General features: G+C 63.3%; 19 protein-coding genes. 12 read left to right on the top strand and 7 right to left on the bottom strand.

The window, feature by feature from the left end; genetic code table 11:
* Nucleotides 1-212 precede the first annotated feature (212 nt).
* The 3 genes from WEA77_RS05280 to WEA77_RS05270 all read left to right on the top strand — a co-directional run bounded on the left by WEA77_RS05280 (nucleotide 213) and on the right by WEA77_RS05270 (nucleotide 4,241).
* The gene (locus WEA77_RS05280) at nucleotides 213-1,085 is read left to right on the top strand and encodes a GGDEF domain-containing protein (protein WP_368066823.1); all 873 of its coding nucleotides are present in this window, start codon (nucleotides 213-215) and stop codon (nucleotides 1,083-1,085) included.
* Nucleotides 1,086-1,157: 72 nt separating this feature from the next.
* The gene (locus WEA77_RS05275) at nucleotides 1,158-2,360 is read left to right on the top strand and encodes a CaiB/BaiF CoA transferase family protein (RefSeq protein WP_368066822.1); all 1,203 of its coding nucleotides are present in this window, start codon (nucleotides 1,158-1,160) and stop codon (nucleotides 2,358-2,360) included.
* A gap of 261 nt (nucleotides 2,361-2,621) precedes the next feature.
* On the top strand, nucleotides 2,622-4,241 hold the full coding sequence (locus WEA77_RS05270; protein WP_368066821.1) for an AbgT family transporter: 1,620 nt from the start codon (nucleotides 2,622-2,624) through the stop codon (nucleotides 4,239-4,241).
* Between the two features lie 300 nt (nucleotides 4,242-4,541).
* On the opposite strand, the gene WEA77_RS05265 is transcribed toward WEA77_RS05270, so the two are convergent.
* Nucleotides 4,542-5,168 carry a phospholipid-binding protein MlaC gene (locus WEA77_RS05265; protein ID WP_368066820.1) on the bottom strand — a complete coding sequence of 209 codons (627 nt, stop codon included), beginning with the start codon at nucleotides 5,166-5,168 and terminating at the stop codon, nucleotides 4,542-4,544.
* Nucleotides 5,169-5,199: 31 nt separating this feature from the next.
* Entirely contained in the window at nucleotides 5,200-5,955 is a 756-nt protein-coding gene (locus WEA77_RS05260; RefSeq protein ID WP_368066819.1) for a VacJ family lipoprotein, read from the bottom strand.
* Between the two features lie 179 nt (nucleotides 5,956-6,134).
* Between WEA77_RS05260 and WEA77_RS05255 the strand changes: the two genes are divergently transcribed.
* The 6 genes from WEA77_RS05255 (at nucleotide 6,135) to pyk (ending at nucleotide 13,738) form a co-directional block, all read left to right on the top strand.
* On the top strand, nucleotides 6,135-7,118 hold the full coding sequence (locus WEA77_RS05255; protein WP_368066818.1) for an ArsR/SmtB family transcription factor: 984 nt from the start codon (nucleotides 6,135-6,137) through the stop codon (nucleotides 7,116-7,118).
* Nucleotides 7,115-8,029 (top strand): methylenetetrahydrofolate reductase [NAD(P)H], encoded by a 915-nt coding sequence (gene metF / locus WEA77_RS05250; RefSeq protein WP_368066817.1) that lies wholly within the window; start codon nucleotides 7,115-7,117, stop codon nucleotides 8,027-8,029. Before WEA77_RS05255 ends, metF begins: the two co-directional genes overlap by 4 nt.
* A gap of 3 nt (nucleotides 8,030-8,032) precedes the next feature.
* Entirely contained in the window at nucleotides 8,033-9,091 is a 1,059-nt protein-coding gene (locus WEA77_RS05245) for a homocysteine S-methyltransferase family protein (protein WP_368066816.1), read from the top strand.
* On the top strand, nucleotides 9,091-9,516 hold the full coding sequence (locus WEA77_RS05240; protein WP_368066814.1) for a gamma-glutamylcyclotransferase: 426 nt from the start codon (nucleotides 9,091-9,093) through the stop codon (nucleotides 9,514-9,516). Before WEA77_RS05245 ends, WEA77_RS05240 begins: the two co-directional genes overlap by 1 nt.
* Nucleotides 9,513-12,155, top strand: coding sequence for a methionine synthase (gene metH, locus WEA77_RS05235; protein ID WP_368066813.1), 2,643 nt, complete (start codon nucleotides 9,513-9,515; stop codon nucleotides 12,153-12,155). Before WEA77_RS05240 ends, metH begins: the two co-directional genes overlap by 4 nt.
* A 158-nt stretch (nucleotides 12,156-12,313) precedes the next feature.
* Nucleotides 12,314-13,738 (top strand): pyruvate kinase, encoded by a 1,425-nt coding sequence (pyk, locus tag WEA77_RS05230; RefSeq protein ID WP_368066812.1) that lies wholly within the window; start codon nucleotides 12,314-12,316, stop codon nucleotides 13,736-13,738.
* Here pyk and WEA77_RS05225 read toward each other — a convergent pair.
* Nucleotides 13,725-14,255: a TIGR02281 family clan AA aspartic protease gene (locus WEA77_RS05225; RefSeq protein ID WP_368066811.1), complete on the bottom strand. Its 531-nt coding sequence runs from the start codon at nucleotides 14,253-14,255 to the stop codon at nucleotides 13,725-13,727. The genes pyk and WEA77_RS05225 overlap by 14 nt on opposite strands.
* A 3-nt stretch (nucleotides 14,256-14,258) precedes the next feature.
* Entirely contained in the window at nucleotides 14,259-14,453 is a 195-nt protein-coding gene (locus WEA77_RS05220; protein WP_368066810.1) for a DUF1289 domain-containing protein, read from the bottom strand.
* 134 nt (nucleotides 14,454-14,587) lie between these two features.
* Between WEA77_RS05220 and WEA77_RS05215 the strand changes: the two genes are divergently transcribed.
* The 3 genes from WEA77_RS05215 to WEA77_RS05205 all read left to right on the top strand — a co-directional run bounded on the left by WEA77_RS05215 (nucleotide 14,588) and on the right by WEA77_RS05205 (nucleotide 18,078).
* Nucleotides 14,588-15,589, top strand: a complete 1,002-nt coding sequence (locus WEA77_RS05215; RefSeq protein WP_368066808.1) for a nicotinate-nucleotide--dimethylbenzimidazole phosphoribosyltransferase — start codon at nucleotides 14,588-14,590, stop codon at nucleotides 15,587-15,589.
* A 116-nt stretch (nucleotides 15,590-15,705) separates the two neighbouring features.
* A complete protein-coding gene (locus WEA77_RS05210) occupies nucleotides 15,706-16,899 on the top strand; it encodes an acyl-CoA dehydrogenase family protein (protein WP_368066807.1) in 1,194 nt (397 codons plus the stop codon).
* A gap of 24 nt (nucleotides 16,900-16,923) precedes the next feature.
* Complete coding sequence (locus WEA77_RS05205; RefSeq protein ID WP_368066806.1) at nucleotides 16,924-18,078, top strand: acyl-CoA dehydrogenase family protein; 1,155 nt, start codon at nucleotides 16,924-16,926, stop codon at nucleotides 18,076-18,078.
* 53 nt (nucleotides 18,079-18,131) lie between these two features.
* Here the strand turns inward: WEA77_RS05205 and WEA77_RS05200 are convergent, their stop codons facing one another.
* The 3 genes from WEA77_RS05200 to WEA77_RS05190 form a co-directional block, all read right to left on the bottom strand.
* Nucleotides 18,132-19,394 (bottom strand): glycosyltransferase, encoded by a 1,263-nt coding sequence (locus WEA77_RS05200; protein ID WP_368066805.1) that lies wholly within the window; start codon nucleotides 19,392-19,394, stop codon nucleotides 18,132-18,134.
* Nucleotides 19,395-19,804: 410 nt separating this feature from the next.
* Nucleotides 19,805-20,593 carry a 23S rRNA (adenine(2030)-N(6))-methyltransferase RlmJ gene (rlmJ, locus tag WEA77_RS05195; RefSeq protein WP_368066804.1) on the bottom strand — a complete coding sequence of 263 codons (789 nt, stop codon included), beginning with the start codon at nucleotides 20,591-20,593 and terminating at the stop codon, nucleotides 19,805-19,807.
* A 21-nt stretch (nucleotides 20,594-20,614) separates the two neighbouring features.
* Nucleotides 20,615-22,041: M28 family metallopeptidase (locus WEA77_RS05190; RefSeq protein ID WP_368066803.1), on the bottom strand; the 1,427-nt coding region annotated here is incomplete at its 5' end.

Below are 22,041 nucleotides of genomic sequence, written 5' to 3'. Positions count from 1 at the left end.
CTGGGCGCATTCGGACTGGATCGGCCCGGCCAGGCTGCGCTCCGTCGATGGACGGTGGGTCATGACCTGAAAGGCATGGTTAACTGAACCTCGCCGACCCGGATTCAAATCGCGGCCTGCATTTAGCGCCACTTCAAGCTTCATCCTGTAGATACAGCGCGACAAAAGGGATCGCAGGGTAGGGCAGGATGGGCAAGAGCTTCTGGGAAATGATGTCTTGGGCGAAATATTTTGCCCTCGTTTGCATATCCGCGGTGACGATCTCCTTCATCGTTTCGCTGGTCGTCTATAAGCTCGGCGTCCCGGTCCACGGCGGCGACTATGTGCGGATGAACCTCTTTGTCACCGCCTGTATCGCCATCCCGACGGCCATCATCGCCACCCTCAACGCCTTTCACACCCGCGCCTACCAGCGCCAACTCGAAACCCTCGCCTGGACCGACGAGCTGACCGGCCTGCTCAACCGCCGCTTCTTCCTGCGCGCCGCTGAAGATGAATGCCGACGCTTGCGCCGTGACCAGAAATCGGCCGCCATCGCCTTCATCGACCTCGATTTCTTCAAGGAAGTGAATGACCGCTACGGCCATGCCGCCGGTGACCGTGCCCTCAAGAGCGTCGCGCGGATCGCACATGGCGAACTGCGCGGGCCTTTCGATAAGCTCGGCCGCTGGGGCGGGGAAGAGTTCGTCGTCCTGATGAGCGACTCTACGCCTGAAAAGGCCCGCGTCGTCTGCGAGCGCCTGCGCAACCGTATCCAGTCATCCCTGATTAACACCGGCGAGTTCCAGGTCCGCATAACCGCCAGCTTCGGCTTCTGCATGCTGGGTTCAGGCGCCGACGTGAACGGCGTCATCGAAGCCGCCGACCGCGCTCTCTACGAAGCCAAACGCCTCGGTCGCAACTGTGTCGTGATGGGCGAATACACGCAGGCCGACGTGCAGAATATCGCCGACCACAAGCATCGCACGAAGGGCGGCATGCGCCGGGGCCCGGCGAATGACGATATCGCCGAATCAATCCGCGCCGTCACATTCAGCGAGCGGGCGCCGATGAAGCGCCGCGCCCGCCTGCGTTCCGTGCCCTGAGCCAAATGCCGCCGCACTTGCGGCCTTCCGGATAACCTGATTGGAGGGTGGCGCCTTGCCCGGAGGACGCCCATGCCCACGCACCCGCCCCGCACCGGTCCGCTGACCGACCTGCGAGTGATCGAACTCGGCCAGCTGATCGCCGGCCCGTTCTGCGGCCAGATCTTCGCCGACATGGGCGCCGATGTGATCAAGGTTGAACCGCCAGGGCAGGGCGATCCCTTGCGCCAGTGGGGCCGCGAAGGCTTTCCACTCTGGTGGTCGGTCGTGGCGCGCGGCAAGCGCTGCATCACGGCAAATCTGCGCGAAAAGGAAGGCCAGGACATCGTACGCCGCCTCGTCGCCGAAGCCGATTTCCTGCTCGAGAATTTCCGGCCCGGCACACTTGAGAAATGGGGCCTCAGCTACGGCGCGCTGAAAGAGATCAACCCCCGTCTCATCATGATCCGCGTTTCCGGCTATGGCCAGACCGGCCCTTACGCTGCCCGCGCCGGCTATGCCTCGGTCGGCGAAGCGATGGGCGGTCTGCGTTATGTCATGGGCGAGGCGGACCGCGTGCCATCGCGCGCCGGCATTTCGCTGGGCGACAGCCTGGCCGGCCTCTACGCCGCGCTCGGCGCGCTCGCCGCGCTGCACCACCGCGAGAAGACCGGCGAAGGCCAGATGATCGACGCGACGATCTACGAGGCTGTACTCTCGGTCATGGAAGCCCTCGTCCCGGAATACCAGTTCGAAGGCTATACCCGCGAGCGCTCCGGCTCGATCCTGCCGAACATCGCGCCGTCAAACATCTATGCAGGATCAGACGGCATGGTGATCATCGCCGCCAACCAGGACACCGTCTTTGCCCGCCTCTGCGAAGCTATCGGTCAGCCCGCTCTGAAGGACGATCCCGCCTACAAGACCCACATCGCGCGCGGGAAAAACCAGAACGCGCTCGACGATTTCATCGGCCTTTGGACCGCGACCCGCACCATCGACGAGATCGAGCGCACAATGATTGGCCACGGCGTCCCCGTCGGCAAAGTCTACCGCGCCGCCGACATGCTGACCGACCCGCATTACAAGGCCCGCGACTCACTCACGTCCGTGCCCAGCGAAAAATGGCCGGGCCTGATGCAGCAGAACGTCTTTCCCAAACTCTCCGCCACTCCCGGCCGGATACGCTGGGCCGGCCCCTCCGAACTTGGTGCGCACACGGAAGAAGTCCTCACAGGACTCCTCGACCTGACCCCGGACCAGATTGCCAAACTCCGCGCCAGCGGCATCGTTTGAAACGTACCCCGCCTCAGGCCGCCAAACCCCATCCATCCTGTCCCGGCGGACGCACGCCGGGAGCCAGTCTCAAGGCCAGCCGCAAAGCGGTCTCACTGGCTTTCGCCGCGGTGAGCGGGCGAAGGAGCAGTCAGTAAATCAGAAGCCGCCAGCCCCCCCGTGTCCGGCCCAAACGGCTTGCCGGAACCAACCTCGTCAAAAAAGCTTGCCTTTCGGGGCGTCCTCCGGTCAGTTCCGCCTCAAATCGACTGGAGGCGACGAATGACGGATGCACCGGCTGCGGCAACGCAGAAAGGGTTTCTCGGGATTGTGGAACGTGCGGGCAACAAACTGCCCGATCCGGTTTTCCTGTTTTTCTATCTTATCCTGATCCTTGTCGTGGTCTCTGTCGCCTGCGCCCTGCTGGGCGTCTCGGCTCTTCACCCGACCCAGGTGAACGAGGACGGCTCGCCCCTGCTGGTCTCTGCCGCCAGCCTGCTGTCGCCGGCTAACCTCCAGAAGCTCTGGGTCGACATGCCCAAGACCTTTACACATTTCCACCCTCTCGGTTACGTCCTTGTCGTGATGCTCGGCGCCGGTGTCGCCGAACGCTCGGGCTTGTTCGCCAGCGGCATGCGGGCTGCAGTGCGCGGTGCGCCGGTCTCGCTGCTGACGCCGGTTGTCGCGCTGATCGCGATGCTGTCGAACCATGCCTCCGACGCCGGCTATGTCGTGCTGATACCGCTCGCCGCGATTCTCTATGCCGCAGCCGGCCGCCACCCGATTGCCGGCATTGCCGCAGCCTTCGCCGGTGTCTCGGGCGGCTTCTCTGCCAACATCACACCGGGCCAGCTCGACGCGCTCCTGTTCGGGATCACGCAGCAGGCGGTGGACAATTCCGGCCTCGTCGAAGGACTGAACGTCAACATTGCCGGCAACTGGTTCTTCATCACGGCACTGATGGTGATTTATCTTCCGATCATCTGGTTCGTCACTGACAAGATCATCGAACCGCGCCTCGGCAAATGGACGCCAACCGAAGCGCAGGCAAAGGACTTCGGCAACGAGGACAAACCGCTTGATGCCGGACAGAGCAAGGGCCTCGGCCGGGCAGGGCTCGCCGCCCTCGCGGTTGTCGGCCTATGGGTATTCATGACCTTCGGTCCGGGAACGCCCCTGATCGCCGAAGAAGCCTGCCCGCCGGAAGCGATGGCCTTAGGCGAATGCTCGATTCATGCCTCGCTCGCGCCGCTCTATAATTCACTGGTCGCAGCGTTCTTCCTGCTCTTCCTGTTTGCCGGCTGGGCTTACGGCGCCGCCGCCGGAACGATCAACAATCACCGCGACCTCGTGGGGATGATGACTGAAGCGATGAAGGACATGGGCTATTATCTCGTCCTGGCTTTCGCGGCGGCGCACTTCGTGGCGATGTTTGGTTGGTCGAACCTCGGCTTCATCGGCGCCGTGCACGGCGCAAATACCATCGAGGCGAGCGGCCTGCCGCTGCCGGTCGTGCTGGGTCTGCTGGTTCTGTTCACCGGATTCCTCAACCTTTTCATCGGCTCGGCCAGCGCCAAATGGGCATTGCTGGCTCCGGTGCTTGTGCCGATGCTGATGCTGCTCGGCGTCAGCCCGGAAGGTGCAACCGCTGCCTACCGTGTCGGGGACGGGGCGACCAACATTATCACGCCCCTTATGGTCTACTTCCCGCTGATCCTTATCTTCGCTCAGCGCTGGCAGAAGGATTTCGGCCTCGGTAGCCTCACGGCGCTGATGCTGCCTTACTCGGTCTGGCTGATGATCTCCGGCATCGCGCTGACCATGGGCTGGTTCTTCCTCGGCCTCGACCTCGGCCCCGGCGCGCCGGTGGCCTACAGCCTCCCAGAGATCGCGACCCCCTGAGCCACTTCTCCTGGGGCAGGCTCCCCCCGGGAAAGGGTCATGTAATCCAACGAAATCCGGCTCGGGCATCTCCGGATACCTTGAGCTTCCCTGCGCGCGCTGCTGCCCTGGCCGTCGCGCCTGGAGGGCTGGCCGAAGAGGCGGCCGCCCCGCTCGCGGGAACCGTGCCCATGCCTGTCATACCGGCCCCGCTCGACTTCACCCTCTTCGCCCTGAAGCTGCCTAGTGTAGCAGTCTTCCATCACCGCGTCTTCGCCGTTGCCGTCACCGGCCTTTGATATGTTTCTTCGTAGCCGGAGCCTAGCTGCGGGTCTTGGATTTCAGGTCCGACGTCATCGAAGCGATCTTCCTGATCAAGGCATCGGCCGAGCCGTTGTTCGTGTCGAGCAGGGCTATGAACTGGGCGCGCTGTTCGATGGCCATCCAGATGAGGTTGCCGTCAAGGTTCAGGGCCACGTCGACAACTTTGTAACTCCCTTCCTTGCCCTGCACGCGCCAGCGCACGTCCATGTCCGTTCCGTCCTGCCGCTTGATCACCGTGTTGACGATCGAGTCCGTTTCCGAACGGTCCACCGAATTCTTCACGACAACGGCTTCACCGCGATAGGCGTCCAGCTCATACTCGTAGACCGCAAGCGCATAGGTGCGGAACGCCGCGCGGTAGCGGGTCAGCTCCGCCTCGGTGAAGCGGCGGCTGTACTTGCCGATGACGAAGTTCGAGACAGCGTCGAGGTTGGTGAATTTGTCCATGTAGGTGCTGAAGGCGGCGGTGCGCTCAGCTGCGGTCAGCTTCGGATTGTTGAGCGACTTCAGCACTTCGCTCGCATTGGTCTGGACATAGGCCTCGGTGCGCGCATCGGCAAAGACCGGCAGGGCGCTGGCCAGCAGGAACGACGCAGCGAGGGTAGAACGAAGAAAAGTCTTCACGTGGGTAACTCCTGTTTCGGGCCGGCGCCGCTTACTCTTCAAATTCGTCAAAATCCGGGAGATCGTCGTACGCCGTATCCTCATCGACCTTGCCATTAGCAATGGCTGCCTGACGCGCAGATGAATAAATTCGCCGAAGAGCGATATATGGTTGCGGTTGGGCGTTGAGGGCGTCGAGCTGCTTGTCGAAGGCCACGCGGGCATTCAGGCCGCCGAGGATGCCCAAACCAGCTTTCACGGCGAAGTCGGTATCGCTGTCATTGTCGATCTGCACCCAGGTCAGGGGATCCAGCGCCCAGTCAACGCCGGCAGCGACCAGATCCCGCGGATTGGTGAAACCCAGCAGAGGCATTACGAGGAAGGGGCCGCTATCGACCCCCCATACGGCGAGGGTCTGGCCGAAATCCTCCGTATGGCGCTCGAGGCCGAAATGATCGGCCGCGTCCCACAGGCCCAGCAGGCCAACGGTCGTATTGATGCCGAACCGGGCAAAGGTGTTGCCGGCGCGGGAATGTTCGGCTTGCAGTACGTCATTCGCGAGCGTGACGGGTGAGCTCAGGTTCCTGAGGAAGTCTCCCACCCGGGCGCGTGCGAACTCCGGCGTCACGGTCTTGTAGGCGTCAGCTGCAGGACCGAGGGCGTACTTGTCCACCCCGTTATTGAAGGCGAACATCTTGCGATTGAAACCTTCATACGGGTCCGCAATCTCGCCCGGCGCAGGGGCCGGGCCGGTGGCGCAGGCCGTAAGGACGAGAGAGGCCAGTGCGGCACCTGCAGGCATTTTCATCAGAACAAATCCCGACTTTCATGAAGTAAATGGAGTGAACGTCGAAAAGGTTCAACGGGTCCGGAGAAGTTGTGCCCAAGCGGCGCAGCTTTGCCGCAACACTGTAAAAAATGTCTGATCAGATCATTGGCCTTTCGCGGCGACTTGGGTGTTACCAAATCATATAAATGAATGTTTATATGAACGCGATGACAAGCTTTGACGACCTCCTCGAAAAGCTCAAGGCTGCCGGCGAGCCGACGCGGCTGCGCCTGTTGGCGCTGCTGCGCGACAATGATCTTTCGGTAGGCGAACTGGTACAGGTTCTGCAGCAGAGCCAGCCCCGCCTGTCGCACCATCTCAAGGCGCTGTCGGAAGCGGGGCTCGCCGATCGTCTGCCGGAGGGGGCCTTCGTTTTCTATCGCGCGGCGCGGGCCGGGGCGGGACGTGAATTTCTGGACATGCTGTTTGATCAACTCGGTCCCGAGGCTCCGGAGTTTCGCGCCGACCTCCACAAGCTGTACCAGGTGATGCTTGCCCGGGCGGCGTCGGCGGAGGCCTACTTCTCCAGCATCGCCGAGACCTGGGATTCGCTGCGCGCGCTGCATTTCCCCAATGAAGCCATCGAAGACACGCTGCTGGATCTTGCCGGCAGTGGACCTTACCGGCGCGTGATAGATTTCGGCACCGGCACGGGCCGGATGCTGCTGCTGTTCTCCGGCCGGGCCGCGGAGGCCGAAGGGATCGATTTCAGCCACCGGATGCTGACCGTGGCGCGCGCCAATCTCGAGCGCGCCGGTGTCAGCAACAGCCGGGTGCGTTTCGGCGACGTGACGGCAGCGCCGTTCGAGGATGCCTCGGCCGATCTCGTGATCGTCCATCAGGTGCTTCACTATCTGGACACGCCGGGCGACGCGATTGCAGAGGCCGCGCGCGTGCTGGTGCCCGGCGGCAAGCTGCTGGTGATCGATTTTGCGCCGCATGACCTTGAGTTCCTGCGCGCCGAGCATGGCCATCGCCGCCTTGGCGTGCGCCATGAGGCGCTGGCCGAATGGGCGGCGCAGGCGGGCCTCAATCTCGAAATGCCGCGCTCGTTCGCCCCCCCGAAGACGGGCGCGCCGGGGCTTACAGTCAATATCTGGCGGGCGACCAAGCCTGCGCTTTCCAAAGCGAGGGCGGCATGATCCGTACACTGAACCAGGTCGACCGGAACGCCGAGCCGCTGCGCGTCTCGTTCGAATTCTTCCCGCCGAAAAGCGAGGTCATGTCGACACGGCTATGGGAAACGATCAAGCGGCTTGAGCCGATGGCGCCGGATTTCGTGTCGGTGACCTATGGTGCGGGCGGATCGACGCGCGAGCGCACGCACGAGACTGTTCGCCGCATCGCTGCGGAAACGACGTTGCGCGCAGCGGCGCACCTGACCTGCGTGTCGGCCACGAAGGAAGAAGTGCTCGCGATTGCCGAGGAGTACTGGCAGGCGGGCGTCAAGCATATCGTGGCGCTGCGCGGCGACCCGCCGGCGGGCATGGGCGCGGCTTATGAACCGCATCCTGGCGGGTTTGCCGGTTCGGTCGATCTCATCCATGGGCTGAGGGCGCACCGGCCGGAGCTGGGCAAGTGTTTCGAGATCTCGGTCTCTTGTTATCCGGAGCTGCATCCGGAAACCCGGGGCTGGGACGCAGAAATTGCTTACCTGAAGGCCAAGCAGGATGCGGGCGCCGACCGGGCGATCACGCAGTTCTTCTTCGAACCGGAAGTCTATTTCGAGTTTCTTGAACGCGCGCGGGCGGGCGGCGTGACTTTGCCGATCGTGCCGGGGATCATGTTGCAGCCGAATTTCACTGGCCTGAAGCGCATTGCGGGCCTGTGTGGGGCGAGTGTGCCACACTGGCTGGAACGGCTCTACGAAGGTCTCGAGGAAGACGACGAGACGCGCGATCTCGTGACCGCGACCGTGGCGGCGGAACTTTGCCACAAGCTGCATGAACGCGGCGTGCGCGACTTCCATTTCTACACGCTGAACCGGGCGAGCCTGGCGCTGTCTACCTGCCGGCTGCTCGGTCTGAAGCCCCAACCCGTAAAGGCGGCCTGACCCATGGACGTGAAGACACGGATTTCGAAGCTGGAAGGTGAAGCGGCGAAGCGCATCCTGATCCTTGACGGCGCGATGGGCACGATGATCCAGACCTACACGCTGACGGAAGAAGACTTCCGCGGACAGAGATTTGCGGACTGGGCGTCGCCGCTTCGCGGAAATAATGACCTGCTGAACCTGACGCGGCCGGACATCATCGCCGCGATCCACGAGGAATATTATGAGGCGGGCGCGGATTTCGTGGAGACCAACACGTTCAGCGCGACGACCATCGCGATGGCAGACTACCGCATGGAAGCGCTGGCCGACGAGATCGCCGCCGAAGGCGCGCGGATTGCGCGCAAAGTGGCGGAGAAACTTGAGGCGCACGATGGCAAGCCGCGCGGCGTGCTTGGCGCGATCGGGCCGACAAACAAGACGCTGTCGCTGTCGCCGAAGGTGAGCGATCCGGGCTACAGGGACGTGACGTTCGACCAGGTTCGGGGCGCCTATTACGCGCAGGCGACGGCGATGGCGCCGTTCATCGACATGTTCCTGATCGAGACGGTGTTCGACACGCTGAACGCCAAGGCGGCGATCAAGGCGCTGATCGACCTGCGCGAAGCCGAAGGCATTGACCTGCCGATCATCATCTCTGGCACGATCACGGACGCGTCCGGGCGCACGCTCAGTGGACAGACGGCTGAAGCTTTCTGGAACTCAGTGCGCCATGCGCGGCCCTGGGCCATCGGCCTCAACTGCGCGCTGGGCGCCGACCTGATGCGCCAGCATATCGCCGCAATTTCGCGCGTGGCGGATGCCCGCGTGATTGCCTATCCGAATGCCGGGCTTCCGAATGCCTTCGGCGCCTATGACGAGACACCGGACCAGACGGCCGGGCATCTTGGCGAATGGGCGAAGAGTGGGTTGGTGAACGTGATGGGCGGTTGCTGTGGCACGACGCCGCCCCATATCGCGGCGATTGCGGGGGCTGCCAAGGGCAAGGCGCCGCGTGCGATACCGGAGCTGAAGCCGGCGCTGCGCCTGTCAGGGCTTGAGCCGTTTGAAGTGGCCTCGTGATGCCGGATGCAGCAAACAGCGGCGATCTGTTTGTGTTCTATGGTCTCCTGAAACAGGGGGCCGCGGGCGCGCCCGCGGCGCTTGATCTGGCAGGGGCGGGCACGTTTGGCACGCCTTGCCGGTTCAGGGGGCGGATGGTCGACCTTGGCGGCTTTCCGGGCGTGGTGGCGGGCGAGACAGTGTGCCACGGCCTGCTCTGGCGCTTGCGCGATGCGGACATCGTGCCGGAGATAGATGCGTTCGAGGACGTGACGGATGATGCGTCAACGTCGCTGTATCTGCGCGTGAAGGTTGCGCTGTTGAATGATGCGGGCGCTGCGACGGGTGAAGACGCGTGGATCTACTGGTATAACCGATCCGTGGACGGATATGCGCCGGTGGCGGACGGAAACTGGCCGCTGGATGCGGGAAAGACAAGAAAATGACAACGCGCGCCTCCTCCCGGAACTTCATCAATATCGGTGAACGCACGAACGTGACCGGCTCGGCCGTGTTCCGCAAGATGATCACCGATGGCCGCTATGGCGAGGCTGTCGAAGTCGCGCGTCAGCAGGTCGAGAGCGGCGCACAGATCGTCGACGTCAACATGGACGAGGGGATGCTGGACGGCGCCCACGCCATGACAACATTCCTGAACCTGATCGCGGCCGAGCCGGACATCGCGCGCGTCCCGGTGATGATCGACTCGTCCAAGTGGGACGTGATCGAGGCGGGCCTGAAATGCGTGCAGGGCAAGGGCATCGTCAACTCGATCTCGATGAAGGAAGGCGAGGCGAAGTTTATCGAGCAGGCGCGCGCGTGTCTTTCCTATGGCGCGGCCGTCGTCGTGATGGCGTTCGACGAAGCAGGACAGGCGGACACGGCGGCGCGCAAGATCGAGATCTGCCAGAGGGCCTACCGTATACTGACGGAAGAGATCGGCTTCGCGCCGCAGGACATCATCTTCGATCCGAATATCTTCGCGATTGCGACCGGCATCGAGGAACATAACACCTACGCGCTGGATTTCATCGAGGCGGCGACGGTGATCCGCGAGACCTGCCCGGGCTGTCATATCTCCGGCGGTCTGTCGAATGTGTCGTTCAGCTTCCGGGGCAACGAACCCGTGCGCCGGGCTATGCACTCGGTGTTTCTCTTCTATGCGATCCCCGCGGGTATGGACATGGGCATCGTCAATGCCGGCCAGCTGGATATCTATGACGATATCGAGCCAGAACTACGCGAGCGCGTGGAGGATGTAATCCTCAACCGCCGGGCGGATGCGACGGACCGACTGATCGAATATGCCGGGCGCTTCAAGGGCCAGAAGGGCAAGACGCAGGAGAAGGACCTCTCCTGGCGTGACGCCCCGGTCAAGAAGCGGATCGAGTATGGGCTGGTCCACGGCATTTCAGAATACATAAATCAGGACACGGAAGAAGCGCGCCTCGCCGCGGAGCGGCCGCTGCACGTGATCGAAGGGCCCCTGATGGACGGCATGAACGTGGTCGGCGACCTGTTCGGGTCGGGTAAGATGTTCCTCCCGCAGGTTGTGAAGTCGGCGCGCGTGATGAAGCAGGCAGTGGCCTGGCTTGAGCCGTTCATGGAAGAGGAAAAGCGGCGGCTTGGTACGGTGCACGTGTCCAACGGCAAGGTGCTGATGGCCACTGTGAAGGGGGATGTGCACGATATCGGCAAGAACATTGTCGGCGTGGTGCTGGCCTGCAACGGTTATGACATCATCGACCTTGGCGTGATGGTCCCGGCCGACAAGATTCTCGATACGGCGGCGAGGGAGAACGTTGATATCATCGGCCTCTCCGGCCTGATCACGCCAAGCCTGGACGAAATGGTCTATGTGGCGAGCGAGATGCAGCGACGCGGCATGACGCAGCCCCTGCTGATTGGCGGGGCGACGACAAGCCCGGCGCATACGGCGGTGAAGATCGATCCCGTGATCCGGTGCGCGCCGGTGATCCATGTAGTGGATGCGAGCCGCGCGGTGGGCGTTGTCTCGACGCTGCTTAACGAAGCGGACAAGCCCGCGCTGGTAGCGCAGACGCGCGCTCGGTATGAGCGGATGCGCGAGGCGCGCAAGGATGGTCCGCCGAAGCAGCGTCTGCCGCTCGCCGAGGCGCGCGAGGCGGCGTTCAGACCGGACTGGAAAAGCTATCACGCGCCGAGGCCGACCTTCACGGGCGCGCGCAGTTTCACGGACATCGATCTTGCAACGCTGGCGCGCTACATCGACTGGACGCCCTACTTCTCGGCCTGGGATCTGGCTGGCAGGTTCCCGATGATCCTTGAAGACGACAAGGTGGGCGAGGCGGCGCGCGGGCTGTGGCGCGATACCGAGGCGATGTTGCAGCAGTTGATTGGCGAAGCCTGGTTCAAGCCGAAGGCGGTGGTCGGCTTCTGGGGCGCGAACGCGGTGGGCGACGATATCCGGCTGGAGACGGGCGATACCTTCTTCACGCTGCGCCAGCAGATGAAAAAGGATAATCAGCGCGCAAATTATGCCCTGTCCGATTTCGTCGCGCCGGAAGGCGAGGACTGGATCGGCGGCTTCGTCGTGACGGCTGGCGCCGAGGCCGATGCTATCGCGGATGATTTCAGGACGAAGGGCGATGACTACTCTTCGATCATGTGCAAGGCGCTGGCGGACCGGTTTGCCGAGGCGATGGCGGAGTACATGCATGAACGCGTGCGCAAGGAATTCTGGGCCTATGCGCCGGATGAACTGCTTACGACTGAAGAGCTGATCGGTGAAAAGTATCGCGGCATCCGTCCGGCGCCGGGGTATCCGTCGCAGCCTGAGCATACAGAGAAGGGCACGCTTTTCAGGCTGCTGGACGCCGAGAGACATATCGGCGTGTCGCTGACATCGAGCTATGCGATGAGCCCGGCAGCGTCTGTGTCCGGAATGTATTTTGCGCATCCGGACGCGATCTATTTCGCGCTGGGTAGGATTGAGCGCGATCAGGTCCAGGACTATGCGCGGCGCAAGGGCTGGGACGTGAAGACCGCCGAGCGCTGGCTGGCCCCGGTGCTGAACTATGATCCGTTCGTGCTTGTGGAAGCGTAAAGGTCAGAGCTCCTCTCGTGCCCTGCGCATGCGGGGATGAGCGGATTTTGATAGCCTGGTTGCAGGCATCGGGCTGAAAGCACAATTGCACCCTACCGCTATACTGCCGAGTCGCTATAAGCCTGCGCGATGACAGCCTTGTCATAGGGAAGAGCGACATGCCGAAGACCCGCCTGCGAAGCGAGAACGCGAAGATCGTGGCGACCCTCGGGCCGCGCACCCGGACGCTGAAGGAAATACGCGCACTCGCCGATGCGGGCGCAGATGTTTTCCGGCTGAACTTTTCCCATGGCAGCCATGAAGACCACCGGGCGACGCTGGAAATTGTCCGCAAGGTTGAGGCGCTGGTCGGCCGTCCGCTCGCCACGTTGGCGGATTTGCAGGGTCCCAAGGTCCGCGTCGGAAGTTTTTCTGGCGGCGAGATGAAATTGTCGTGGAACGCCGAGTATGCGCTTGTCGCCGCCGAGACAACGAGCGCGCCGGAGACAATCCCAGTGCCGCACAAAGAAATCCTGGATCAGCTGGAGGTGGGCGACACGATCCTCGTCGATGACGGCAAGCTGATCTTCACGGTGATGGCCGCCGGCAAGGCGCCGCGTGTGCGCGCCGATGTGCCGGGCAAGATTTCCGACAGGAAAGGCTTCACGGTGCGCGGCAAGGCGCTGCCAGTGAAAGCGCTCACTGATAAGGACAAGGCGGACCTGGAGTTCGCGCTCGAAATCGGCGTGGACCTCGTGGCGCTGTCCTTCGTGCAGTCGGTGTCCGACATCGCGATGACCAAGGCGATCATCAATGGCCGCGCGCCGTTGATCGCGAAGCTGGAAAAGCCGGCCGCGCTGGGTGAGTTGCGCGAGATCATCCATGCCTCTGACGGCGTGATGGTGGCGCGGGGGGATCTGGGTGTGGAGTATCCGCCGGAGGAAGTGCCGGTGATCCAGCGGCGCATCATCCGCGCGGCGCGCGCGGCCGGGCGGCCGGTGATCGTGGCGACCCAGATGCTGGAATCAATGATCGAGAATTCGGCGCCGACGCGGGCGGAAGCGTCCGATGTGGCGACTGCGATCTATCAGGGTGCCGACGCTGTGATGCTGTCTGCCGAGACAGCGGTGGGTCGCCATCCGGCAACCGCAGTTGCGATCATGTCGCGTATCATCCGGGCGACCGAAGCGGCGGAGGATTACCGCCGCTCAATGGTGCAGTTCGACGGTGACGAGACGGCGCAGACGGCCATCGACGTCGTTGCGCAGACTTCGCTGGCGATGGCGGCGGCCGAAGGCGCTGCGGCGCTGGCCCTGCGGACCGGTGCGTTTGAGCGCCTGGCGCGGTTCTCGCGGGTACGCGGCGCGACGCCCATACTTTATGGCTCCATCGAGGAGCAGAGGGTGCGTCAGGCATGTCTGCTCTGGGGGGTGCATCCGCACCTGCTCGATGCCGGTGTCGAGAACTGGTACCGCGCTTTGATGAAGGCGTCTGGCCTCGAAGGCCGGGTCGCCTATGCGCGATGGGCGGGCGACGATGCGCGGTTCGCCTGGGAGATCGGGGTCGGTAAAGGCCTCGATGGCAAACCGATCACTGGCGTATGATCATCTGCCCCTGGCGCACTTCATAGGAATTGAGTTCGCCGAGAAAGCTCATACCGAGCAGGGACTGTTCCAGCTCGGTGCGCAGGATGACGGCATTGACGTTTTCCACTTTCACCTTGCCGATACGTATGCTGGAGAGGACGACCGGCGCGCCGTAGGTAATGCCGCCGGCGGTGCGGATCTCTGAATCAAAATCCAGCTCTTCGGGTTTCAGGCCGAGGCGCTGCGCGTCGAAATAGGTCAGCGCAACTATGCTGGCGCCGGTGTCGACCATGAACTTGACCTGCGTGCCGCTCACATCTGCGCGGGCCCAGAAGTGGCCGTCATTCTCGCGGTCGATGAAAGCGGCGCGGGCGCCAGCGATGGGCGCAGGCTCGGGCGCGGCGACCGCAACGGTGACCGGGAACTGCGGAGGGTTTTCAGCGACTTCGTGGAAGCGCGGCGCCACGATGAACGCGATCACCACGGCGATCACGATGGAGGCAAACATCACGAGGAAAAGGCTTCGCAGCGCCATCCGTCAGCGCTTTCCAAGGAGTTCGAGCTGGCTGATCCGGGCGGGCAGGCTGGCGATGACCGCATCGCGGCCCTCAGAGCCCATCTGCACCCAGCGGCCGATTTCCGGCAGGGTGCGTGCGCAGCCGAGGCAATACCCCGTCTGGCCGTCTACGGCGCAAACCTTGATGCAAGGGGTCTTTATAGGCTCAATTGGCATGTCTATAGCAAATACCGGATGGGAGATTGCGGCAAGTCTCTCATGAACGGCGTAATAAATCCTTGCCGGACAGGCCACGGAATCTTTGATAATTGTAAGTTTGCGCACCTGTGTGGCGCATGGAGCACCCAGTCTTGAGCGACCCCGCCGCCCAGAAATCCCCCCTTTCAGACGCCCGCGATCTGATTCTCAAGCCTGCCGAGGCGGATGCCGGCTCCGGCCGGAAGGTGCGTGAAGCGCTTTCCGGAATGGGCCGGGAAGGCGACTTCGGCCGTCTCGGCGAAGCGGCCGAGTGGCTGGCCAGCTGGCAGCGCCGGTTTCCGCCGCGTATCGAGAGGCCGACGCTGGCGATCTTTGCCGGCGCCCATGGTATCGTCGATTCGGGTGTGTCGCTGTCGAGCAATTCCGATACGCGCGCGCATATTGATGCGCTGGCGCAGGGCCGCGCGCCCCTTTCGGCGATTGCGGCCCAGGCCGGGGCAACCGTGCGCGTGTTCGAACTGGCGCTCGACAAGCCGACGCCGAGCATCGCCAAGGAAGCCGCGATGACGGAGCGCGAATGCGCGGCAACCATCGCCTATGGATTTGAAGCGGTCGAAGACAAGCCGGACCTGCTGGCAATTGCCGTGTCGGGGGCCGGTGTCGGCACCGCGGCAGCGGCAGTGGCCTGCGCGCTCTATGGCGGCTCGCCGGATTATTGGGTGCGCCCGAGCGCGCAGACACCCGCCAGCATTTCCGAGAAACGCAGCGAACTCGTCAGCGCCGCCCTCCGGCTGCACCGGGGACACCTGTCTGACCCGCTGGAAGCCTTGCGATGCCTGGGCGGGCGTGAACTGGCGGCGTGTGTCGGCGCCATAATCGCGGCGCGCCACCAGAGCATTCCGGTGGTGCTGGACGGGTTTGCCACGACCATTGCGGCGGGCGTCGTGCATGCGGTCTCGCCATCGGCGGTCAGCCACTGCCTGGCGTCCCATATCACCCAGCGCCCGGCACATGAAGCCGCGCTCGAGCGCATCGGGCTCGCCCCGTTGCTACAATTGCAATTCCAGACCGGTGGCGGATTGGGCGCCGCAACGGCCATCGGGGTGCTCAAGACCGCCTGCGCGCCCTTCATCGCGAAGCCTGCACCCGCCTGACGCTACGTCAGTGCGGCATTCTTTACGTTTACGTGCACGTCACCTTGCCAGTGCACGGTTTTGACTGACATAGAGGGGCTAAGAGGCACCCAGAGGCATCCGGAGGACCACCGAACATGAATCTCGACTTTACGACTGAAGAGAACGCCTTCCGCGAAGAAGTGCGCGCGTTCATCCGCGAGAATTACCCCAAGGAACTTATGAACATGGGGACCCGCGAGGACCTCACGCGCGAGCAGTTCCTCGCCTGGCACAAGATCCTCGGCAAGAAGGACTGGTCGACGGTTGCCTGGCCGAAAAAGTATGGCGGCACCGGCTGGACCTCCACCCAGCGCTATATCTGGTCGGAAGAGAATGCCCGGGTTGACGCGCTGATGCCGCTGCCGTTCGGCGTCTCGATGGTCGGCCCGGTGATCTACACCTTCGGCAGCGAAGAACAGAAAGAGCGCCATCTGCCGGGTATCCGTTCGGGCGACGTCTGGTGGGCGCAGGGCTATTCTGAGCCGGGCGCCGGCTCTGACCTTGCGAGCCTCAAGACCACTGCCGTTCGCGACGGGGACCACTATGTGATCAACGGGCAGAAGACCTGGACCACACTGGCCCAGCATGCCGACTGGGGCTTCTTCCTCTGCCGCACCGATCCGTCGGCGAAACAGCAGGAAGGCATCTCCTTCATCCTCGTCGATATGAAAACGCCGGGCATCGAAGTGCGCCCGATCAAGCTGATCGACGGCACGCATGAAGTGAACGAGACTTGGCTGACGGACGTGCGCGTGCCGGTTGAAAACCTCGTCGGCAAGGAAAACGAAGGCTGGACCTATGCCAAGTTCCTGCTGGCGCACGAGCGTTCGGGCATTGCCGGTGTGGCACGCTCCAAGCGTGGCATCGAGCGCCTGCGCGACATCGCCTCGTCGGAGTCCATCGATGGCGAACCGCTGATCGCCAATGGCGATTTCGCCCGCAAGATCAGCCAGCTTGAGATCGACCTGACGGCGCTCGAATTCACTGAACTGCGCACGCTGGCTTCAGAAGCGGCCGGCAAGGGTCCGGGGCCGGAAAGCTCGATCCTCAAGATCAAGGGCACCGAGATCCAGCAGCGCCTGACGGAGCTGACGCTGGAGGCCGTCGGCAACTATGGCGCGCCCTATGCGCGCGGCATGGAAGGCCACGGCGTCAACGATCTGAACGTCGGACCGGACTATTCGAACCACGCGGCGGACACCTATTTCAACATGCGCAAGACGTCGATCTATGGCGGATCCAACGAGATCCAGCGCAACATCATTACAAAGATGATCCTCGGCCTTTAAGGGCGAGGGCAGGGAGGATGACTGATGGATTTCAATTTCACTGAAGAACAGACGATGATCCGCGACAGCCTCGCTCGGCTGATCAAGGACCAGTATGATTTCGATACCCGCCGCAGGGTCGTCGCCTCGAAAGAGGGCTGGCGTCCGAAGATGTGGGCCCAGTTCGCCGAACTCGGGCTGCTGGCTGCGCCGTTCAGCGAAGAAGACGGCGGCCTCGGCGGCGGTCCGGTTGATGCGATGGTTGTAATGGAAGAGTTCGGCAAGGGCCTCGTGGTCGAGCCGTTCCTGCAGACGGTCGTCATCGGTGGCGGTTTTCTGAAGCGCGGATCGGATGCTCAGAAGGCTGAGCATCTTACCCCTCTGGTAGCGGGTGAGCGCGTGTTCGCGTTTGCCTATGCCGAGCCGAAAGGCCGCTACAACCTGGCGGACCTCGAGACGACGGCGAAGAAAGAAGGCGACGGCTGGAAGATTTCCGGCCACAAGGCCGTGGTCATTGGCGCGCCCTGGGCGAGCCACCTGATCGTCACGGCACGGACGGCCGGCGGTCGCCGCGACACCAGTGGTATCGGCGTGTTTATCGTGGCCAAGGATGCCAAGGGCGTCACCACACGCGACTATCCGACGGTTGACGGCCGACGCGCGTCCGAAGTGCACTTCGACAACGTCTCGGTGGGCGCTGAGGCCGTGATCGGCGATGCCGCAAGCGGTCTGGCGCTGATCGAGCGCGTTACGGACGAAGCCATTGCCGCTCTCTGCGCCGAAGCGTGCGGCGCTATGAAGGTCGCCCAGACAATGACGGTCGAGTACTCGCGCCAGCGTAAGCAGTTCGGCACGCCGATCGGCAAGTTCCAGGTGCTGCAGCACAAGATGGTCGACATGTTCATGGAGGCCGAGCAGTCGGTATCGATGACTTACATGGCGACTTTGAAACTCGACGAGGACGACGTTACGCGAAAGAAGGCGGCTTCGGCAGCTAAGGTTCGCATCGGCCAGGCTGGCCGTTTCGTTGGTCAGAACGCCATCCAGATCCATGGTGGCATGGGCATGACGGACGAACTCGCTATCGGCCACTACTTCAAGCGCCTGACGATCATCGATTCCGAGTTCGGTAACGTGGACCACCACCTGAAGCGGTACACGGATCTTTCCGCCGCGGATGTCGCGGTTGCGGCCGAGTAAGGTTCAGGCAATACGAATTCGAAGCGGGGCTGGAGCGATCCGGCCCCGCTTTGTTATGCGCTATGGTCGGCCAGCATCCGGTGGATCGTTGCGATGGCCGCGTCATGGGAAAGACGGGCCCGTGCATTCTGGCGTGCGCCTTCCGACAAGGCGGCGCGGCGAGCGCTGTCACCGGCGAGCCCGAGGATTTCGGCGGTGAGCGCTTCGGGGCCGGAAGCCGTGATTACCAGATCATCCAGTGCATGGCCAAAGCCTTCGAGGGCGAGCGGGTAGACGACGCAGGGCATCCCGAGCAGCAGGTATTCTGCCACCTTGATACTGGTGCCGGTGGCTAAGCGCGTGGGGGCGATACCGATGGCGTGAGCGCCGCCGATGGATTCCAGCGAGTCGACGCGGCCGAGTACTTTCACGCCGGGGAGGGCAGCGCGCGCGGGCGTCAGCGTCTTGCCGATAGAGCCGGCAATCCAGAAGTCGAGCGCGGGCGCTTGCTCGCGGACGCGGGGCCAGACGTCATCGAGGAAATGGTTCAGCGCTTCAGCATTGCCCCCGTGCACCGTGCCGATGAACACGACGTGTGGCTCGCCAACATTCTCTGTGGTCTGATAATCCGGCGCGTCAGGCGGCACCCAGGCCATCTGCGCCTTCGGCAGGTGGCGCTGCACCTTGGCGAGTTCGTTAGCCGAGATGAAGAAGATCAGGTTGCAGCTCGACAGCCAGCTGATCTCGGCCTCCAGGCTCGTCTCGTCAAAGTCGATTACCTGCCCGCCTTCGCGGAAGCGCTCGGCGCGGTCTGAAAGGAGGTCGTGCATCAGGCAGGCATGGATCGTTTTCGATTTAAGCCTTTTCAGGGCTGGCCCCATGGAGCTGTATTCCGCAACCGTGATGGCGGAGGGGTCCGCGTCGCAGGCGCGCGCGACGATCTGCGCTTCCGCCGGGCTGATCTCGCGGCCAAGGTAACTCGCGATCACGATGCTCGCGCCAAGGCGGCGGGCGCCTTCCTTGCCGAGGCGGATGGCGAAACGCGTCCAGACGCGCGGCGACAGGGACCAGTAGCGGGTGCCGAGTTTCACGCTGCCCGGCCAGACGATGGACTGAGTGAGGGCCGCAAGGCGCGGATTCACGCTGGCCCAGGGCCGGTTGCCGAAGGACTGCCAGGGCGCAAAGACGATGCGGATGTCCATGCCCGCCTGCTTCGCCATGCGCAGGAAGGTTTCGAGATAGGCTGAATTGCCGGTCGCCATGTTGTCGAGCTGGCGCTGGACGAGAACGTCCATCACGGGGCGCGGCGAATCAGGTGGGGTGGTCGGTTCGGTCATGGTTTAGCGTGCGGGATGTGGGTGCACCCGGCAATGCAAGTCCGCGGCCAAGTGGACAACCCTGATCGGCCATCAGGCGCGCCGGACTTTGCCTTTCAGGGGAGCAGTCGGCTTGGCGCCCGCAGGTCTGCCAGTTCTCCGAGGGCGTCCGTGCAGGCGGCGCGCAGCTGCATGCGGTCTTGGGCTCCAGGGAAGCCTCCGCTGCCGGAAAGCGGCGCGGAGACATAATGCAGCGCCTCTTCGATGACGGCCAGATGGGGGGCAGCTGAGAGCATCCGCCCTTTGAGGCGAGCGTGTTCGGAACGGATGAGCCGAATACAATTCATGTTAGAAAAATATAGAGATTCCCCTTTAAGAAAATAATGCTCTTTTCGGATTAAGGTGCGGGCCCGGTCAATTCCGGGGAATGATCAGGCGGTGTGAGACCAGAGGGCTTCCAGGTCTCGGGCCATGACTTCACCGGCACGGGCGTCAGCTTCGGGGATCCGGAAGCCGACCATGGCGGTGCCTTCGAGCGAGCTTGTGTCGGCGGGCTTCACCGGCCAGCGCGCTCCGGCGATCAGGTTGGCGCCCATCTCGGCAAGCAGTTCGCCGAACTCTGCCTCGCGCCCATCCCGGAAGAGCGGAAGCCAGAGGAGGATCATGCCGGTTGGCCAGCGCTTCAGCGCCTTGGGCGTCCAGAGGGCGAGGGCCTCGATATCGCGCCGGGTTTCATAGCTCGGGTCCGAGAGGACGAGGATCTGCTCATGGCCGCGAGGGGCGAGTTTTAGCGCACCCGCATAGCCGTCGGCCGCGCGGATCAGGACGCGGGGATCTGCACCGAGGTTGTCGGTCAGGGCCTTGAACTCGGCGGGGTGGCGTTCGAAAAGGATGGCGCGGGCGCTGGCCGGCAGGCGGGCAAGGGCGAGGGCGGGGGAGCCCGGATAGTCCTTTTCCGTCCGTTCCCGGACGAGTTTCAGCCAGTCTTCTAAACCAGAGGGGGCGGCGCCGTTCAGGAGGGCATGGATGCCGGTGTCTGCCTCGCCGCCCTTGCGGGCCTGTGTGCCGGTCAGGTCATATCGTCCGCGTCCGGAATGTGTCTCCACATAGAGCACGGGCCGCGGGCCCCTGGCCACGTTCCGCAGGACAAGGTCCAGAACGGCGTGCTTCAGAACGTCGGCGCGGTTGCCCGCATGGAATCCGTGCTGATAGGACAGCATCGCCGGGCTGGACCTTTACCGTTATTGCGCGCCGAGGCTTTCTTTGCGGGCCGCTTCGAACTCGTTGCCTTCATACCAGGTTGGCCAGTCGGAAGAGTTGGCAATGCCGAGGCCCACTTCGTAGAGGGCCTGGATATCTTCCTGGAAGCCGGAGAGGTCCCAGCTGTCAGAGTATTCGTCCATTGGCTTGTGGTAGCGCTCAGCCGTATAGGCAGCAGCAGCTGCTTTGCCGGCTGCGACGCCGCCTTCCAGCTTGTCCTCGCCGCCATCGGCGTAGAGCATCGGCACTCCCTTCTTGGCGAAGGAGATATGGTCCGACCGGTAGAAATAGCCGGCTTCCGGCGTAGGATCGGCCTTGATCACGCGGTTGTGCGCCGCCAGCACGTCCTTCAGCCTGTCTTCCAGCTGCGAGGCGCCGTAGCCGACGACGACCATGTCTGCCGTGCGGCCGATGGGCAGCGCGCCGTCCATGTTTATGCCGGCAACGATCCTGTTCAGCGGCACGGTCGGCTGTTCGGCGTAGTAAGCCGAGCCGAGCAGGCCCGACTCCTCAAGGGTAACGGCTACGAACAGTACGGAGCGTTGCAGCGTCTGCGCCTTCATGGCTTCGGCGATCTCCAGCAAGGCAGCCGTGCCGGTGGCGTTGTCGACCGCGCCGTTGAAGATGTCGTCTTCGTAGAAGTCTTCGCCTTCCTTGCCGGTTTTCTCGCCGGTCTTCATGCCGAGGTGATCCCAGTGCGCCGTGTACAGAACATATTCATCAGGCGCGGTTGTGCCCGGAAGGACGCCGACGACGTTGCGGCTGGAAAGGGGCTCGATCGACTGGTTGACTGTGCCGCGCACCTTCAGGCCTTCCATGACCACCGGCGTGAAACCGCGCGTATTGGCGACGGCCTTCTGGGCGGCAAAGTCCAGACCGGCCTTCGTGAACATCTGCTCGGCCGTCTCGCGCGTGATCCAGCCTTCGATTGCTGCGCGTTGGGCGCCGCCATCCGTGCGCACGAGGTCAGACTGGGCGCCGGACCAGGAGCCGGTTACAACGTCCCAACCATAGGAGGCCGCTTCGGTCTCATGCACGATCAGCGCAGCTGCCGCGCCCTGGCGGGCGGCTTCCTCAAACTTGTAGGTCCAGCGGCCGTAATAGGTCATGGCATTGCCCTTGAAGAGGCTGGCATCGCCGTTCGCAAAGCCCGGATCGTTGACGAGTATGATCACGGTCTTGCCGGTAAAGTCCTGCCCGGCATAGTCGTCCCAGCCGAACTCCGGCGCCACGACCCCGTAGCCGACAAAGACGACATTGGAGGGCTCGACCGTCGCCTGGTTGGCGTTCTGGCGCTTCGTCCAGTAGACCGCCTGGGACTTGAAGCCGAGCGACAGGTCTTCGCCACCGGGCCAGGTGACGATGAGTTCGGACGTCGCCTGATCGACTGTCTGGTTCACCATCTTCA

This window comes from Hyphomonas sp., assembly GCF_040882205.1.
In the GTDB taxonomy this organism is placed as follows: Bacteria; Pseudomonadota; Alphaproteobacteria; order Caulobacterales; family Hyphomonadaceae; genus Hyphomonas.
Note: the sequence above shows the minus strand (reverse complement) of the source record. Positions and strands in the feature narration are given on the sequence as shown.